15 protein-coding genes are annotated in these 17,373 nt (G+C 36.0%); 11 read left to right on the top strand and 4 right to left on the bottom strand.

Features of this window, described 5'->3' with window-relative positions:
* The first annotated feature begins 349 nt into the window (after positions 1-349).
* From QWY87_RS01315 to QWY87_RS01300, 4 genes are all read left to right on the top strand, one after another.
* Complete coding sequence (locus QWY87_RS01315) at positions 350-1,729, top strand: sigma-54-dependent transcriptional regulator (protein WP_290287548.1); 1,380 nt, start codon at positions 350-352, stop codon at positions 1,727-1,729.
* A gap of 4 nt (positions 1,730-1,733) precedes the next feature.
* Positions 1,734-3,110 carry a sensor histidine kinase gene (locus QWY87_RS01310; protein ID WP_290287547.1) on the top strand — a complete coding sequence of 459 codons (1,377 nt, stop codon included), beginning with the start codon at positions 1,734-1,736 and terminating at the stop codon, positions 3,108-3,110.
* Positions 3,111-3,210: 100 nt separating this feature from the next.
* Positions 3,211-3,723, top strand: coding sequence for a TlpA disulfide reductase family protein (locus QWY87_RS01305; RefSeq protein WP_290287545.1), 513 nt, complete (start codon positions 3,211-3,213; stop codon positions 3,721-3,723).
* A gap of 4 nt (positions 3,724-3,727) precedes the next feature.
* Positions 3,728-4,369, top strand: a complete 642-nt coding sequence (locus QWY87_RS01300; RefSeq protein ID WP_290287544.1) for a thioredoxin family protein — start codon at positions 3,728-3,730, stop codon at positions 4,367-4,369.
* Positions 4,370-4,413: 44 nt separating this feature from the next.
* Here QWY87_RS01300 and hutU read toward each other — a convergent pair whose 3' ends face one another.
* Both hutU and hutH read right to left on the bottom strand, forming a co-directional pair.
* Positions 4,414-6,438, bottom strand: coding sequence for a urocanate hydratase (hutU, locus tag QWY87_RS01295; RefSeq protein ID WP_290287543.1), 2,025 nt, complete (start codon positions 6,436-6,438; stop codon positions 4,414-4,416).
* A 10-nt stretch (positions 6,439-6,448) separates the two neighbouring features.
* On the bottom strand, positions 6,449-7,996 hold the full coding sequence (hutH, locus tag QWY87_RS01290; RefSeq protein WP_290287542.1) for a histidine ammonia-lyase: 1,548 nt from the start codon (positions 7,994-7,996) through the stop codon (positions 6,449-6,451).
* Positions 7,997-8,074: 78 nt separating this feature from the next.
* On the opposite strand from hutH, the gene QWY87_RS01285 reads away from it, so the two are divergent.
* The 3 genes from QWY87_RS01285 (at position 8,075) to QWY87_RS01275 (ending at position 11,021) form a co-directional block, all read left to right on the top strand.
* Entirely contained in the window at positions 8,075-8,965 is an 891-nt protein-coding gene (locus tag QWY87_RS01285) for a LysR family transcriptional regulator (protein WP_290287541.1), read from the top strand.
* A gap of 78 nt (positions 8,966-9,043) precedes the next feature.
* Positions 9,044-9,952: a nucleotidyltransferase family protein gene (locus QWY87_RS01280; protein WP_290287539.1), complete on the top strand. Its 909-nt coding sequence runs from the start codon at positions 9,044-9,046 to the stop codon at positions 9,950-9,952.
* Position 9,953: 1 nt separating this feature from the next.
* A complete protein-coding gene (locus tag QWY87_RS01275; RefSeq protein WP_290287538.1) occupies positions 9,954-11,021 on the top strand; it encodes a phosphotransferase in 1,068 nt (355 codons plus the stop codon).
* Positions 11,022-11,348: 327 nt separating this feature from the next.
* Here the strand turns inward: QWY87_RS01275 and QWY87_RS01270 are convergent, their stop codons facing one another.
* Entirely contained in the window at positions 11,349-11,687 is a 339-nt protein-coding gene (locus tag QWY87_RS01270; RefSeq protein ID WP_290287537.1) for a hypothetical protein, read from the bottom strand.
* Between the two features lie 530 nt (positions 11,688-12,217).
* On the opposite strand from QWY87_RS01270, the gene QWY87_RS01265 reads away from it, so the two are divergent.
* The 4 genes from QWY87_RS01265 to QWY87_RS01250 all read left to right on the top strand — a co-directional run bounded on the left by QWY87_RS01265 (position 12,218) and on the right by QWY87_RS01250 (position 16,392).
* Positions 12,218-13,228, top strand: coding sequence for a GntR family transcriptional regulator (locus QWY87_RS01265; protein WP_290287536.1), 1,011 nt, complete (start codon positions 12,218-12,220; stop codon positions 13,226-13,228).
* Between the two features lie 3 nt (positions 13,229-13,231).
* On the top strand, positions 13,232-14,719 hold the full coding sequence (locus QWY87_RS01260) for a xylulokinase (RefSeq protein ID WP_290287535.1): 1,488 nt from the start codon (positions 13,232-13,234) through the stop codon (positions 14,717-14,719).
* 19 nt (positions 14,720-14,738) lie between these two features.
* Complete coding sequence (gene xylA, locus QWY87_RS01255) at positions 14,739-16,064, top strand: xylose isomerase (RefSeq protein WP_290287534.1); 1,326 nt, start codon at positions 14,739-14,741, stop codon at positions 16,062-16,064.
* Positions 16,065-16,164: 100 nt separating this feature from the next.
* Entirely contained in the window at positions 16,165-16,392 is a 228-nt protein-coding gene (locus tag QWY87_RS01250) for an MFS transporter (protein WP_290288015.1), read from the top strand.
* Here the strand turns inward: QWY87_RS01250 and QWY87_RS01245 are convergent.
* Positions 16,342-17,295: a helix-turn-helix domain-containing protein gene (locus QWY87_RS01245; RefSeq protein WP_290287533.1), complete on the bottom strand. Its 954-nt coding sequence runs from the start codon at positions 17,293-17,295 to the stop codon at positions 16,342-16,344. The genes QWY87_RS01250 and QWY87_RS01245 overlap by 51 nt on opposite strands.
* Between the last annotated feature and the right edge of the window lie 78 nt (positions 17,296-17,373).

The following is a 17,373-nucleotide window of genomic DNA, read 5'->3' as shown; positions in this document are numbered from 1 at the left end:
ATGAAATTCGTGATTTCGAGATTCCGTTGTGGTGTTATATAGTATAGTTTTCATAATATTTTATTTAGAGGGTTTTTTGATTTGGATCCTTTGCTTAAAGAATAATCGCCTGAAGGATGTTTATGATGCTGATTACGATATTAACTAATATGCTGATCATGATTCATTGTTTTGGGGTTCGTATAACAATGTTCAATCCTTATGCCGCAATTTTTATTTATCATAAAATGCTTATATACAATGTTTTATATATTTTAAGAAAATTAAGAACTGTTCATTTTCGAACATATAGTTGTCCGTTATTGAACATTTTGTACTTTAGATGAAATTTAAAATTTCTAATTTTCCAATGGCAAAATCAAAGGCAACGATCTTAATTATTGACGATGACGAAGACGTTCTTCTTTCCGCTAAATTGTTATTAAAGAAGCATTTTACGAATATTCTTACAAGAAATTCTCCCAAAGAACTCAATCAATTACTTTCGACAGAGGCCTTAGATGTGATCATTTTAGACATGAACTATCGCATAGGATTTAATGATGGTAAAGAAGGGATGTATTGGTTAAAACATATCATTGGTATCAGACCTCAGATGGTTGTAATTTTAATGACGGCCTATGGAGAAGTGGAGTTAGCTGTTGATGCCATAAAAGAAGGAGCATTTGATTTCATCTTAAAACCATGGACAAACGAGAAATTTTTAGCAACGATTAACGCCGGACTTGAACTTAGCAAAACCAAGCAGAAAGTCAGTTTGCTTGAATCCGCTAATGATGCATTAGAAGGAAATATTTCTCAAAAATTTGGCCCTGTTATAGGCAGTTCATCAGCCATGCAAAAAATCATGAAGGTAGTTGATAAGGTGAGCCAGACTGATGCCAATATGCTGATTTTAGGTGAGAACGGAACCGGAAAACAACACCTGGCAAGAGAGATTCACAGAAGATCATCTGTTAAAAACGGCCCTTTTATACATGTTGATCTGGGCGCTTTATCAGAGAACTTATTTGAAAGCGAATTGTTTGGACATAAAAAAGGAGCCTTCACGGATGCGCATGAAGACAAGCCTGGCAGGTTTGAATTGGCAGAAAACGGAACCTTGTTTTTAGACGAAATCGGAAATCTTCCATATAATTTGCAGTCTAAGCTTTTAACCGTATTGCAAGACAAAAAAGTTTCACGCTTAGGGGAAGGAATAGAAAGGCCGTTTAATGCACGTTTGTTATTTGCTACAAATGCGCCATTGAATGAATGGGTGTCAAAAGGTAAATTCAGACAAGACCTCATGTTTAGAATTAACACCGTTGAAATAGAAATTCCCTCACTTAGACAAAGACCTGAAGACATTAAGGAGTTTGTAAATCATTTTTTAGAAAATTTCAGAACGAAATACCACAAGTCTCATTTAAAGATAAATGAAGATGCATTAAAAATACTGGATGAGCATCATTGGCCTGGAAACATAAGAGAAGTGCAGCACACTATCGAAAGAGGTGTTATTATGTCTGACGGACATGAGATAAGAATTACAGATTTTAATTTATCCAGCAGACCGGCTGCGAATGATGGTATTGAGAAATTTGATAACCTTAATCTTCAGGATATTGAGAAGTTATTGGTTGAAAAGGCTTTAGATAAACATGAGGGGAATATTTCAAAGGCAGCTAAAGAACTTGGCTTGACCAGAGCTGCGTTGTATAGACGTTTAGAAAAATTTAATTTATAAGAATTTGATCAAAAGATTTACCATACAAGTAACCGCCAGAATCTTTGTGATTCTATTATTTTGCGTCCTGTTTTCCTATTTTTTGGTTCGAAACATTTGGTTTAGTAGCGCAGGGATGGCCTTCATGATACTGTTGCAGGTATATTTTTTAATTCGCTATGTAAACAACACAAATTATTCCTTGGTAAAATTTCTTGATGCCTTAAAAACAGAAGATTATTCAGTATATTTTTCACCTTCCAAAAAGGGTGACTCTTTTGCAAAAGTATATGACGACTTTAATTTGATCATAAAAATATTTAAGCGAAATAAAATTGAGAAAGAGGCCCAATACAAGTATTTTAAATACATCCTTGAACATGTTAACCTTGGAATCATATCCATTAGAAAGGATGATTTGTTTAAAGAACAGGCCGATTCTGAACTCTTGTTTTTGAATAAAGCTGCCTGTGATATTTTACAACAGCCTCAGCATAAATATTGGCACAGGATAGCGAAAAACCTACCTTGGTTTGAAAAGGAGGTTAAGAAATTGTCAGGCGGTGGTAAGTCTCTTGTAGATTTTGGGGATGACCTAATCAGAAAACAACTTTCTTTAGAAGTAATTGAAATACAATTACTTAACGCGCCATATTTGATTATTGCTTTTCAGGATATCCGTTCTGAAATTGAGCAAAAAGAAATTGAAGCCTGGCACAATGTGATCAGAATTTTGGCTCATGAAATGCTAAATTCTTTTACCCCTGTCAGCTCTTTGGCATCTACCATAAAATCAATGACAGAAGGAGAAGGCGGCGGCCCAATAAATTTGGAAGACATTGATGATGAAGATATTCGCGATATTAATATGGCCGCATCAACTATTAAAAAAAGATCTGATGGGCTTCTGGTTTTTGTGAAAGATTATCGGACCATATCAAATGTTCCTATTCCGAAACTTCATCCTGTTAATGTCAAGCAATTTCTATCCGAAATATTTGTATTGATGTCTAACAATGCAAAAGAGGCTAAGGTTGAGATAAAAATTCTTCCGATTCCTGCCAATGCGACAATCAGAATTGACAGAAAATTAATTGAACAAGTGTTAATTAACTTGATTAATAATAGTATCCATGCTTTGGAAGGGGTGAACAATCCTTTAATAAAAATTAGCTGTATTGTTGAGCAGGAAAAAACTTTACTAATAGTTTCTGACAATGGTAAAGGGATTGAAGAAAATATCATGAATCAGATATTTATACCTTTTTATACGACAAAGAAAAATGGTTCTGGTATCGGTTTAAGCCTTTCTAAAAACATTATGAAAAAGCACGGAGGAAATTTACTGGTAAGCTCTGAAGTAGGCGTAAACACTACATTTACATTGATTTTTAAAAACTAATTTTTTTGCATTTGACATAGTTAAAGTTTTGATAAAAAACGAATTATGACTTTTTTGACTTAGATGATTATTTAAATTTGTTGGTATACATCCGTCAAAAATGAAATATTATATCATCATCCTGAGCTTGTTTGCCTTCCTTTCGTGTAAGAAGCATGACGCTGAAAAGATTAGTTCAAAACAAACTGTAAATGATGAAATTGAAGTGTATAGCTTTGAAGAATTTGAGCTCTTTTTAGAAGAAGATGAAGACCAAATTTATATAATTAATTTCTGGGCAACATGGTGCAAACCTTGTATTCAGGAACTTCCCTATTTTGAAGCTGCTCAGAAAATGCACAAGGAAGATGTCAAGGTAATTTTGCTTAGCCTGGATTTTACGAATAAACTTGAAAGCCAGTTAATACCCTTCGTAAAAAAGAATTCCATCCAATCTCAAGTGATATTGTTAGATGATCCACACGAAAATGAATGGATTCCCAAGGTTGATTCAACCTGGTCTGGAGCTATTCCCGCCACACTCATGATAAAAGGCTCAAAAAGAAAATTCTATGAGCAGTCATTTAGCGAGAAAGAATTAGAAAACGAAATATTGAATTTTAAAAACCTATAGTATTATGAAAAACAAGCATTATTTTTTGTTGTTATGTGTAGTCGCTTTTTCCACTGTTTTCTCCATTTTTGCTTTCACCGGAGTTGATACTGGAATTTCAAAAATAATAATGAGCTATCAAATCGGAGATGTGGCTGAAGATTTTGAGCTGAAGAATGTGGATGGGAAGATGGTTTCACTTGCTGATTTTGAAGAGGCCAAAGGATTCATTGTTATTTTCACTTGTAATACCTGCCCGGTTTCGGTGGCCAATGAAGATCGAATTATTGCCTTAAACGAAAAATATATGGATCAGGGATATCCTGTAATCGCGATCAATCCAAATAATCCGAAAATATCAAGTGGAGACAGTTATGAACTCATGAAGGTAAGAGCCGAGGAGAAGGGTTTTAATTTCCCTTATTTATTTGATGATGGCCAAAAAGTGTACCCTAAATATGGTGCCTCAAAAACGCCACATGTATATGTCTTAAACAAAGAGGATAATAAGCTTATAGTTAGGTATATTGGATCAATAGATGATAGTGCCAGAAATTCCGGAGCGGTAAAAACGAAATTTGTAGAAAATGCTGTAGACGCTTTAACCAAAGGCATACCAATTGAAGTCGCTAGCACAAAGGCTATAGGCTGTTCAATAAAAAAATAGTTGCTAGGAAATAGGAAACGCCCATTATATTAATGGGCGTTTTTTTATATGTCCAAATCGTTTAATACATTGTTATCAACCAAATTAGGCAGCGTGACCTTTAAATTCGGAGATCTGTCCATTTCTCTTTTAATGGCAAACAGTGCTTCTTTGTTTCTTGCCCAACTCCTTCTGGCAATACCGTTATTCACATCGTAAAACAGCATAGATCTTAGTTGATTTTCTGTTTGAACTGATCCGTCAAGAACCATCCCAAAACCACCGTTGCTTACTTCTCCCCAGCCAACGCCTCCACCATTGTGGATAGACACCCAGGTGGCTCCTCGGAAACTGTCGCCAATGACGTTATGTATCGACATATCTGCAGTAAACTGACTACCATCATGGATGTTACTTGTTTCTCTGTAAGGAGAATCTGTACCACTAACATCATGATGATCTCTGCCCAGAACAATGGGGGCAGAAATGTCACCTTTTTCAATTGCTTTGTTAAATGCAGAAGCTATTTTTGCGCGACCTTCAGCATCGGCATATAGAATACGTGCCTGAGATCCTACAACCAATTTATTTTCCTTGGCGTTTTTAATCCAAATGATATTGTCATTCATTTGTAATTGAATTTCTTCTGGAGCAGTTTGTTGAATTTCAGTGAGAACGTCCATGGCAATTTGGTCAGATATATCCAGATCTTTTGCTTTTCCTGATGTACACACCCATCTAAAAGGTCCAAAGCCATAATCAAAACACATAGGCCCTAGAATGTCCTGAACATAAGTTGGGTATCTAAATTGACCAGGCTTATCCCCCATAACATCTGCACCGGCGCGAGATGCTTCAAGAAGGAAGGCATTGCCATAGTCAAAGAAATAGGTTCCTTTTTTTACGTGATTGTTGATCGAGTCGGCCTGTCGTCTAAGAGATTCCTGTACTTTTTCTTTGAATAAATCAGGGTCATTGCTAATAAGTTCATTGGCTTCTTCAAAAGAAATACCTGCTGGATAATAACCTCCTGACCAGGGATTATGCAATGAAGTCTGATCTGACCCTACATGAACAAAAACATTTTCTTTGTCAAACCTTTCCCAGACATCAACAATATTACCGTGAAAAGCAATGGAAAGTATTTCTTCGTTAAGCTGAGCCATCTTTACCCTTTTGACCAATTCATCCATGTCTTTGATCAGAATACTCGCCCATCCCTGTTCATGTCTTTTTACAGCTGCTTTTTCGTTCACCTCAGCACATACGGTGATACACTCCGTAATATCACCTGCTTTAGGTTGTGCACCACTCATGCCTCCCAAACCAGAGGTTAAAAATATTTTTCCTTTTGAGCTTTCTCCTTTGTTAAGAATTTTTCTAAAAGCATTCATAAGGGTAATTGTTGTTCCATGAACAATCCCTTGCGGACCGATATACATGAATGACCCTGCTGTCATTTGACCGTATTGGGTAACACCCAGGGCATTGAATTTTTCAAGATCATCGGGTTTTGAATAATTAGGAATCATCATACCATTGGTAACAATAACCATAGGAGCATCCTTACTTGATGGGAATAAGCCCATCGGATGTCCGGAGTACATATGAAGGGTTTGTTCATCTGTCATATCAGATAAATATTGCATCGTGAGTAGGTACTGCGCCCAATTTTGAAAAACGGCTCCGTTACCACCATAGGTAATCAATTCTTCAGGATGCTGCGCAACGGCAGGATCCAGATTGTTTTGAATCATTAACATAATGGCCGCTGCTTTCCTGCTTTTTGCCGGATATGCCTCTATTGGACGGGCAAATATCTTATAAGAAGGTTTAAAACGATGCATGTAAATACGGCCTAAGGTATTTAGTTCTGCTAAAAACTCTTTTGCCAATTCTTCATGCCAGTCAGCAGGAAAGTATCGTAAAGCGTTTCTAATGGCCAATTTTTTTTCATCCTGGTTAAGGATATCTTTTCTTTTTGGAGCCTGATTCACTCCCTTTGGATAAGCCTTTTTTACAGGTAATTGGGCTGGTATACCCTGTTGAATTTCCTTTTGAAAATCTGTATTGTATGTTGTATTTATCATCTTAATCCGGTTAATATGATTCAAATAAATTATCGAATTCGCTGAAGGAGTCACTGTGAAATGAGGCGGTTTCTAACAGCTCTCGGTCTTTGATCAATTGAATTGCTTTTTCAATATCGATTGAAAAAATTCTGTCTTCTTCCGCGAAGGTTATTTTTTCTCGTATAGTATCGTGTACATCATCAAGTACTTCACTAGATTTCAGCGGTTTTCTAAAGTCGAGCGCCTGGGCAGCGCATAATAATTCAATGGCAAGTATTTTTTCAAGATTATCAATAACGCGAAGGGCTTTTCTTCCCCCAATCGATCCCATACTCACATGATCTTCCTGACCTAAAGAGGTTGGAATACTATCAGCACTTGAAGGGAAGCAAAGGCCTTTATTTTCACTCACGAGCGCGGCAGAGGTGTATTGGAGTATCATAAAACCTGAATTCAAACCGGTGTCTTTCATCAGCAGTCTGGGGGTTCCTTCGTATTTCCCCTCAAGAGAGAGGTAGGTTCTTCGATCAGATATGCTTCCCAATTCAGCTGCAGCCAAACAGGCATAATCGAGAGGTAATGCCAGGGGTTGTCCGTGAAAACTCCCTCCGCTAATAATGAGTTCGTCAGAAATGATAACAGGATTGTCTGTGACAGAATTGAGTTCTATTTCAACACTTTCCTTTAGATGAAGCCAGGCACTTCTTGAACTTCCATGAACTTGTGGCATACATCTCAAAGAGTAAGGATCTTGTACTTTTCCACAAAATAAATGTGATTTACCTATTTCAGATCCCTGAAGAAATTGACTGATTCTTTTTGCAACATGCATATTTCCCTTAAAAGGCCTTGTTTTATGAAGGGCTTCGTGAAAAGGCATTTGTGAGCCCATTAACCCTTCAATCATTAGGCTTCCGATAAGATCGGCATGAGAGAGACAATTGTACAGTTTGTCTACGCACATTACTGCATGAGCCAGAATAAATTGAGTCCCATTGATCAAGGCCAATCCAGCCTTGGGATGTAATTGCAAGGCTTCTAAACCTTCCTTTTCCAGGACTTTTTTTGTTTTTTGAATCTTGTTTTTATAAAAAACTTTCCCTTCTCCAATGAGTGGGAGAAAAAGGTGAGATAAAGGGGCCAGATCTCCGGATGCGCCCACTGAACCTTGTTCAGGAACAATCGGAATGACATCATTCTCGATATGCCATTGAATTCTTTCTAATACAGCCATAGATATTCCAGAGAAGCCTTGTGCCAAGGAATGCATTTTTAATATCAACATGAGTTTAGCGAGGTCTTTGTCAATAGGCGCTCCGACACCCACTGAATGACTCAGTAAGATTTTTCGTTGCAATTCGGTGGTATCATCTTTAGAGATGATCGTATCACATAAGGGTCCAAAACCGGTATTGATGCCGTAGACAGCCTTATCTTTTAAGGCCGTTTTTAAAACTATTTCATGAGACTTATTGATACTGTCTTTGACTTCACTTGTAATAACGGCTTTTAAATCTCCATTTAGTATAGAAATTAACTGGCCTACTGTAAGATGATCCAATCCGTATTCGAACATTTTTATAAATTTGATTTTATCAAATTTACGATTATATTTGATGCTTAATAATACCATTACAATCAATTATAGATAACTATGAGGCATCAAATAGAGTTTAGACATTTGCGTTATTTTCTTGCAGTTGCAGAAGAACTTCACTTTCGAAAAGCCGCCGATAAACTTTTTGTTTCCCAGCCTGGTTTGAGTCGACAGATAAAGCAAATGGAGGAAGAACTTGGCTTTCCATTATTTGAAAGAACAAACAAACGGGTTACTTTGACAAAAGCGGGAAAATATTTGAAGGAGGAAGTCGCATTGATTTTTAAAAATGTGGAAGACACCTTTGATCATGCCCAGTTAATCCACGAGGGTATGGAAGGCCAAATTAGTTTTGCGTATGTAGGGTCGGCCATGCAAAATGTGATACCTGAACTCATTTTAAAAATAAGGGAAGATCATCCTAATATTCATTACAGTCTTCGGGAAATGGAAAACCCGGAACAGATAGACGCGCTTTTATTGAATGATGTTGACCTTGCCTTTGTAAGGCTAGAGAAAGTACCTAAAGGACTTGACATACGCCCTGTTTTTGAAGACACTTTTTCATTGGTAGTTCCTGAAAATTATGAACTCGAAAATATAGATCTTAACAGTTTGACTCAATTTAAAAACGAAGATTTTATTTTATTTGATCCATCCTATAGTCCTGCTTATTATGAACAAGTGATGGAGATTTTTAAGCAAAGTGGTTTCCAGCCCATTATTTCTCATAATACAGTACATGCAAGTACGATATTCAGGTTGGTAGAAAATAATTTAGGTCTTTCAATTGTGCCGAGTTCTTTAAAGTTGGGCTACGATATGAAAGTGAAATTTATTGAGCTTAATCAAATGCCACAACGAACTGTTTTATCCGTTGCCTGGAACAAGTCTAACAGGAATCCAATTTTGGGAAAAATTCTTTCGAAAATATCTATGAGAAAATGAATTCTATAATTGGTATTTAAATCAAATTCCAGACTTAGAATGCTAATTCTTTATTAAATTCGCTTCAAAATTTATAACATGAGTACAAATAAACCAACCTTAGTAATTCTTGCGGCAGGAATAGGAAGCAGATACGGAGGATTAAAGCAATTAGATACATTTACTCCAGAAGGAGATACCATAATCGATTTTTCAATTTACGATGCCTTAGAGGCCGGATTTGGGAAATTTGTTTTTATAATAAGAAAAAGTATTGAGGTAGAATTTCGCGCTGAAATAGATAAAAAACTTGAAGGGAAGGCGGAAGTAGCATATGTCTTTCAAGAAATTGATAAAGTGCCAGAAAAATATTTTAATCCAGATCGCGTCAAGCCTTATGGTACGGGGCATGCAATGTTAATGGCGAAGGATGCTGTCAAAGAAAATTTTGCCATTATCAATGCCGATGATTTTTATGGTAGAGAAGCCTTTAAGTCTATGGCAAAATACTTACAGTCTATTGACAAAACTTCTCATGAATTTAGCATGATGGCCTATAGGCTTAAAAACACTATTTCAGAGCACGGCTTTGTGTCGAGAGGGGAATGTACTGTGGATGAAAAGGGATTCTTGACAAATGTTGTAGAAAGAACCCATATTGAAACAATTGATGGGCAACTCGTGCGAAAAGATGATAAGAGCAACCTTATTCCAATAGATAAAAACACGGTTGTATCTATGAATTTTTGGGGATTTACGCCGCGATGTTTTGATTATACCGAATCTTTATTTGAGGCCTTTTTAGAAGAGAACAAAGACAATTTAAAAGCCGAATATTTCATTCCGTTAATTGTAAACGGTTATCTGGAAAATGGAACCGGTTCTGTGAAAGTACTGACTTCCGATGCAAAATGGTTTGGAGTGACTTATAAAGAAGACAAACAATCTGTTGAAAAGGAAATTCAGCAATTAAAAAAACAAGGAATCTATCCAACACACCTTTGGTAGTATGTCAAATCTTTCAAAAGAGATCCTGGATGCCTTTCTTCCTGAAAAGGAAATAATTTCTATTAGTGAATTGGTCTCAGGACATATTAATGATACTTATTTGGTAAAACCCAGAGAAGGCCAGCAATATATTATTCAGAGAATTAATAATGCGGTTTTTAAGGATGTTCCCGGTTTAATAAGGAATAAGACCCTGGTGAGCAAACATCTTCATAAAAAGATGTCAGGATCAAGTCAGGAGATAATTGAGAGAAGCGTTTTAACTTTTCTGCCAAGTACTTCAGGAAGCTATTTTTTTAAAGACAAGAATGGGGATTTTTGGAATGGGATGATCTATATAGACAATAGCCAAACTTTTGAAATTGTTACAGATGCCAGTATTGCCTATGAAGGAGGGAAGTTATTTGGTGAATTTTTGAATTTAACAGAAGATTTCAATGCTTCTGAACTTATAGAAGTGATTCCTCAATTTCATGATATGTCTTTTCGATTTTCTCAATTTGAGGCTTCGTTAATCGATGCTTCTGAACAAAGATTGTTTTTATCAGCACATCTTATCAAAAGAGTAAAGGGGTTAAAGAAAGAAATGCACATTTTACAGGATCTAAAAGAAAAAGGAAAGATTAGACTTCGTGTAACGCATAACGACACTAAAATTTCAAATGCGCTGTTTGATATGCAAGGGAAAGGCCTCTGCGTGATCGATACGGATACCATCATGCCTGGAATCATTCACTATGATTTTGGAGACGCCATTAGAACCATATGCAATACTGCTGCCGAAGATGAGAAAGACCTTGACAGAGTTAATTTCAATGGGGAATTTTATGAGGCGTACAGGAAAGGGTTTCTCGAAAAAATGAACACATCAATTTCGGATTTGGAAAAGCAGTACTTGCCTCTAGGAGCCAAGACCATGATTTTTATTATGGGAATTCGTTTTCTAACCGATTATCTAAATGGAGACAAATACTATAAGATAAATTATCCTGAGCATAATCTGGTAAGAGCCAAGAATCAGTTTAAATTAATCGAGAGCTTTGAAGAAGAAATGGGAATCGTGAGTTAGATTTAATTTTTGATTACCTAAGATAATGATATTCATCATGTTAAGGTATCCAAATAAGTTGTACCTTTGAAGTCTTCTAACAATAACAATAACCATGAGAAATTTTTTTGAGTTAATAGCCGCTATGTTCCTAGGAGTTTTACTAGTCATAGCACTTCCATTCTTACTAATTAATGATGTGCCAACGATGTATGAGTGATGGTAAGTTTCAATTAGAATAAAAACAGAATAGATTTAAATCAGAAAACCCGAGTGATAATTCACTCGGGTTTTTTATTATATAATAAAATGATTATCAGGAGTTTGCCACGTAATCAATAAAATCAATTATTTTTTCCGAAACGAATAGAGTAGTGTGCTTACATTGTCATCTCTCAAGGAAGTAATGTCCATAACTTCATATCCTAAACCAATCATTTGGTTAATGAGTGGCACGTGGCTAAGTGTTTCAATATCTTTTTCGTCTTCATCAGTCAGGTTATGATCGCCATAAAGACGCTTGCGTTCCTGACCATAATCTACATAGACCTTTGACCCGGATTTGGATTGGGTGATCCAAATTTGTACAAATTCAATTTTGATTTCAGACAATGGAATTCCATCTACAATCTGAGCTTGAGCAGTAAATCCTGCAAATAGCAAGACAATAAGAAATATTTTTTTCATTTTAAGTAATTTTTTTATCAAATCTAATGCGTTTAAATTTTTACATGTATACAAGGTATAAAACCGATTAAAGCGCTGTTTTATTGTACGCTATAAAAAGAAAGTGGGTTACTGGCGAGATCCAGATGAGAAACGCTTTTGCAAACCCGCCCACCCATGGTGGATAAATCCTATGACTCCGTTTTACTTGGTCTTTTTGTTTTCACAGCCTTTTTAAAGTTAATTAGATTATTTCATGATCTAATTTCGATATAAAAACAAACTATTGATGGTTTTGGGTGAAAAGGAATTCTGTTGGTAACATCCATACTGGGGAAGAAAATGATAAACCTTTAAACTATGCTGATTATTATTATTTAGAGGCTCTTTCCAATTGGAAAAGAACTGATGATTAGCAGGTTCGCTGGCAAGTTTTAATAAAAAAATAGAACTTAAATTGTAGTTTGAACTGTTAACGACAAAAATATATTTGTTAAAATTTTGCATGATTTTAAAATAATTTTTAGTATTGCATACCAGACCAGAACAGCATGACTAAAAATATAACAAATACAAGCTTTTTAAGTATACAACATGATAGCGATATTCCTAAATATCAGCAGATAGTGAATTCCATTAATAATGCTATTTCAAATAGTGTTATTTCAAATGGGGATTTGCTTCCTTCAGTAAACAGTATTTGTAAAACACATAGTTTGTCAAGGGATACGGTTTTTAAGGCCTATTCTTTGTTGAAAGAAAATAATGTGATTGAATCCGTGCCAAACAAGGGCTATTATGTATCGAGTGATACTAGAAAAATACTTTTGGTATTGGATACTTTTAAAGCATACAAGGAGGTTTTGTACCATTCATTTATAAATAACCTTCCTACTCATTACATTACAGATGTTCAGTTTCATCACTATAACATTGATAATTTTAAAACTATTCTGAACAATAGTTTAGGGAAGTATTATAAATATGTGGTCATGAATTTTGACCATAAGGAAGTTCCTTCAGTTGTTTCCAAAATTAACAAGGATAAACTACTGTTGATTGATTGGAATGTCTATGCTGATAAAGAAAGTAATTATGTCTTTCAGGACTTTGGTAAGGCATTTTACACTTCTTTAGAAGAAGTGACTCATCTGTTTAGGAAGTACAAAGAAATACACCTTCTCTTCCCTAATTATACCGAGCACCCAAAAGAAACTATATTGTTTTTTGAAAAGTTTTGCGCTGATTTTGGATTTGATTTCAAAGTGCTTACTGATCCAAATAAGTATGATATTCAAAAAGATATTGCTTACATCAGTGTAAGTGATCGGGTATTAGGCATATTTCTGGAACAATGTAAGATGAAAAATATTGAGCCAGGAGTTGATGTAGGATTTTTGTCATATAACGAAACCCCAATGAAAGAATTTATATACAAAGGAATTTCAGTTGTTTCGACAGATTTTAAAGCCTTAGGAACAAAGGCAGCCGAGTTTATTATGAATGACCAATCTATTCAAGAATATATAGAAACAAAACTAATAGTAAGAGAATCATTATAAATTATGTATTACATAGGATTTGATTTAGGAAGTTCATCAGTCAAAGCAGCTTTGATAGAGTCCGGCACAGGGAAAACCATAGGCGTAACCAACTATCCTGAAGAGGAAATGGCAATTTTTGCTGAACAGACAGGATGGGCCGAACAAGACCCTAATTTGTGGTGGAAAAATTGTTGCCAAGTCACGCAAAAATTACTGGCTCAAACTGGTGTGTCGTCACAAAATATTAAAGGAATAGGTATTTCCTATCAAATGCATGGTATGGTGATTGTTGATCGCGATCAGCAAGTTTTACGACCATCGATAATATGGTGTGACAGTAGGGCTGTCGAAATAGGAAATGAAGCATTTCGAGGAGTTGGAGAGGATAGATGTGTTTCGAATTTATTAAACTCACCAGGTAACTTTACTTTGTCAAAGCTAAAATGGGTCAAAGAAAATGAACCCGAAATTTATGATAAGGTAGATAAGTTGTTATTGCCTGGAGATTATATCGCCATGAGATTAACTGGTGAAACTACAACAACTATTTCTGGTTTGTCAGAAGGGATCATGTGGGATTTCAAAGAAAACCGGCCAGCAGATTGGCTTTTTGATTATATGGGGATCAGTACTGATGTAATTCCTACAATCGTTCCAACATTTTCAGATCAAGGAAAAGTGACAAAAAAGGCTGCTGACGAAATCGGGTTGCCTGAAGGCATTCCTGTTCTTTACAGAGCTGGAGACCAACCCAATAATGCTTTGTCTTTAAATGCTTTTGAACCCGGTGAAATCGCAGCTACTGGCGGCACCTCAGGGGTTGTTTATGCTATTACTGATAGTACAAAAACTCAGGAAAGTTTAAGAATCAACAGTTTCGCTCATGTTAATTACACAAAAGAAGCACCGAGAATTGGTAAACTTTTGAATATAAATGGCGCTGGAATTCAGTACAGTTGGATGAAGCAAAATATGGCCAATACGAATGATTCTTATAATGATATGAATAAGTTGGCAGCATCGGTTCCTTTTGGCTCTGACGGCTTGCGAATTTTACCATTTGGTAATGGTGCAGAGCGTATGTTGAATAACCAAAACAAAGGAGCGCGTATTTCAAATCTGAATTTTAATTTGCATAAAAAAGAACACTTGTTCAGAGCTGCTTTGGAGGGGATTGCTTTTTCCTTTGTTTATGGGATAGATATTTTGAAAAATGATGGTGTTGATCTTTCTGTGATCAGAGCTGGAAATGATAACTTATTCAGGTCTGAAATATTTTCAAATACGATTGCAACCTTAGTAGGGGCTGACATAAATATTATTGACACGACAGGTGCTGTGGGAGCAGCTCGAGCGGCAGGGGTAAGTTCATGCGCCTTTAAAACCTTGAACGAGGCTTTTTCAGACAATGAGCATGTGATGACTTATCATCCCTTAAAAGATAAAAAAAATTATACTGAATTCTATGAAATTTGGAAGCAGGATTTAGAAAATCAATATCATAAATAACATCTAAAAAACAGAACAAATGGCAAGTTTAGGAAACAAAGAATACTTTAAAGGTATAGGAGAAATTAATTTTGAAGGTAAGGAATCTGACAACCCTCTTGCTTATAAATACTATAACCCTGAGCAAGTGGTTGCCGGGAAAACTATGCGCGAACACTTTAAGTTTGCAATCGCTTATTGGCACACATTCTGTGGGCAAGGCGGCGATCCATTTGGCCCAGGAACGCAGAATTTTGCCTGGGATCAATCAAGTGATGTAATTCAGGCAGCTAAAGATAAGGCAGACGCAGCTTTCGAGTTTATTAGTAAAATGGGTTTTAATTATTTCTGTTTCCATGATTACGATTTAATTCAGGAAGGCGCAACCTTTGCCGAATCTGAGAATAGATTGACAGCAATTACAGATTATATAAAGGATAAGCAGGCGGCATCGGGTATTAAATTATTGTGGGGAACTGCCAATTGTTTTTCCAACCCACGCTATATGAATGGGGCAGCAACGAATCCTGATTTCGATGTACTTGCCAGAGCAGGTGGTCAGATTAAACTGGCTTTAGATGCAACCATCAAACTAGGTGGTGAAAACTACGTATTCTGGGGAGGTAGAGAAGGTTATATGTCACTGTTGAATACTGATATGGGTCGTGAACTAGATCATTTGGGGCAATTTTTAAGAATGGCTCGTGACTATGCCCGTGCTCAAGGATTTAAAGGAAATTTCTTTATTGAACCGAAACCAATGGAGCCAATGAAGCACCAATATGATTTTGATTCGGCCACGGCTATCGGGTTCTTAAGAGAGCAAGGTTTGGATAAAGATTTTAAAATGAATATTGAAGTGAACCATGCTACTTTAGCGCAACACACTTTTCAGCACGAAATTGAAACCGCTGCAAAAGCAGGAATGTTAGGGAGCTTGGATGCGAACAGGGGTGATTACCAAAATGGTTGGGATACAGATCAGTTCCCAAATAATATTCAGGAAACTACTGAGGCCATGTTGGTATTTCTTAAAGCTGGTGGTTTGCAAGGCGGTGGTGTGAATTTTGATGCAAAAATCAGAAGAAATTCAACTGATTTAGAGGATATTTTCTTTGCCCATATTGGTGGCGCAGACACTTTTGCCAGAGCCTTGTTAATTGCAGATAAAATAATCACTTCTTCTCCCTATGATAACTTGAGAAAAGAACGCTATGCTTCTTTTGATGCTGGTAATGGGAAAGCTTTTGAAAATGGTAAACTATCAATGCAAGACTTGTATAAAATTGCACAGGAAAATGGAGAGTTATCATTAAAAAGCGGCAAGCAAGAATTATTCGAAAACATTATCAATCAATACATCTAATTAATAGATAATCAAAAATTCAACGAGTTCCACATATTTAATTAAATTATCTTTAGTGGTAATCTTATGAGGTTTATTATTTGGTTATGACACTGCTGTTATTTCGGGAACCGTAAGTTCTTTAGAAAGTTTCTTTGTATTGCCTTTTGGCTTAGGCGAAAGCGCCGCAAATGCGCGATTAGGCCTAGTTGTTTCAAGTGCTTTAATAGGATGTATTATTGGAGGTATTTCTGGTGGCCTTATCAGTAGGAAACTGGGCCGGAAAAAAGGTTTGATTTTAGCTTCCGTTTTGTTGTTTCAGCCACGCATTAGTATTTCCTTTATTTAAGGTTGTTGATGGCAATTCTCCAATGAGATTTTTGTAGTCTTTAGAAAACTGGCCCATGTGCCAATATCCAAAACTTGAAGCCACATCAGAAATAAAATTTTCACCATTCTCCTTTTTTAAGGCTTGGTGAATCCTCATTAATCGGTAATTTTTGTAATACGTTTTCAATGATAGCCCAAACTGATTTTTAAATGCGATTTGTGCAGCTCGCTCGCTTACCGATAACTCCTGATATAATTGAGACAGTGGAACGGGTTGAATTGTTCTTTCCCTCATCCAATCTGTTGCCTTTTTAAGAATTTTATGCTTTTTTAGTTGCAGGGGTAAAGGTCGTCTCTCTTCGCTATCTCTTATGATAAGAAGTATTTCTCTAAGAAGCATTTGCTGCAAATAATAGGGATATTTATTTAAAGAAGATTGTAAAATAATGTTCCGAGCCAATTCACGTATCAAACCCATTGTATGCTTCTCAATTTCCCAAACTTTTTCTCCTTTAATAGATTGGTCCAGTCTTTTACTTCCTAAAATGTTGCATTCCGCATTGATTAAAGATTGATGAAAAGAGACAGTATACACATGAAACGTGTGATTTGATATGCTATGCAATTCACCATTTTCTGGAAATAGGGATAAATTATTGCCACGTAATTTCCTCCCACGCCAACAATATTCAACACTGTCTTTAGCTGGAATTACAAAGGTTCTAAATCCTTTTGGAGTGGCGCCACGTTGCTCGGTTTTGCAGGAAAAATTGCCTTCTCCAATTAAAAACTTCGGACTTATGGCCTGTTTAATGTCATAACATATTGATGTAACCTCGAGAGGAAACACTTCTAAATTCCATTTGATAACAGAATCTTTCAGCAAATCGATATCTAGAAATGAAGAAGCGTAAAAATGCAATTCTGCGGATTTTTGATAAAACTCAATTAATAAACAAGTTATATTTGTAAAATTAAAAATAACGAAAAATAATAAGAA

This window comes from Lutimonas halocynthiae (genome assembly GCF_030409835.1).
Classification (GTDB): Bacteria; Bacteroidota; Bacteroidia; order Flavobacteriales; family Flavobacteriaceae; genus Lutimonas; species Lutimonas halocynthiae.
This window is presented reverse-complemented; position numbering and strand designations above follow the sequence as displayed.

Excerpts from the sequence above, each read along its gene's own strand:
- QWY87_RS01315 (WP_290287548.1), top strand. The coding sequence starts at position 350 with ATGGCAAAATCAAAGGCAACGATCTTAATTATTGACGATGACGAAGAC.
- QWY87_RS01280 (WP_290287539.1), top strand. The coding sequence starts at position 9,044 with ATGAGTACAAATAAACCAACCTTAGTAATTCTTGCGGCAGGAATAGGA.
- QWY87_RS01265 (WP_290287536.1), top strand. The coding sequence starts at position 12,218 with ATGACTAAAAATATAACAAATACAAGCTTTTTAAGTATACAACATGAT.
- QWY87_RS01300 (WP_290287544.1), top strand. The coding sequence starts at position 3,728 with ATGAAAAACAAGCATTATTTTTTGTTGTTATGTGTAGTCGCTTTTTCC.
- QWY87_RS01260 (WP_290287535.1), top strand. The coding sequence starts at position 13,232 with ATGTATTACATAGGATTTGATTTAGGAAGTTCATCAGTCAAAGCAGCT.
- hutH (WP_290287542.1), bottom strand. The coding sequence starts at position 7,996 with ATGTTCGAATACGGATTGGATCATCTTACAGTAGGCCAGTTAATTTCT.
- QWY87_RS01285 (WP_290287541.1), top strand. The coding sequence starts at position 8,075 with ATGAGGCATCAAATAGAGTTTAGACATTTGCGTTATTTTCTTGCAGTT.
- QWY87_RS01270 (WP_290287537.1), bottom strand. The coding sequence starts at position 11,687 with ATGAAAAAAATATTTCTTATTGTCTTGCTATTTGCAGGATTTACTGCT.
- xylA (WP_290287534.1), top strand. The coding sequence starts at position 14,739 with ATGGCAAGTTTAGGAAACAAAGAATACTTTAAAGGTATAGGAGAAATT.
- hutU (WP_290287543.1), bottom strand. The coding sequence starts at position 6,438 with ATGATAAATACAACATACAATACAGATTTTCAAAAGGAAATTCAACAG.
- QWY87_RS01305 (WP_290287545.1), top strand. The coding sequence starts at position 3,211 with ATGAAATATTATATCATCATCCTGAGCTTGTTTGCCTTCCTTTCGTGT.
- QWY87_RS01275 (WP_290287538.1), top strand. The coding sequence starts at position 9,954 with ATGTCAAATCTTTCAAAAGAGATCCTGGATGCCTTTCTTCCTGAAAAG.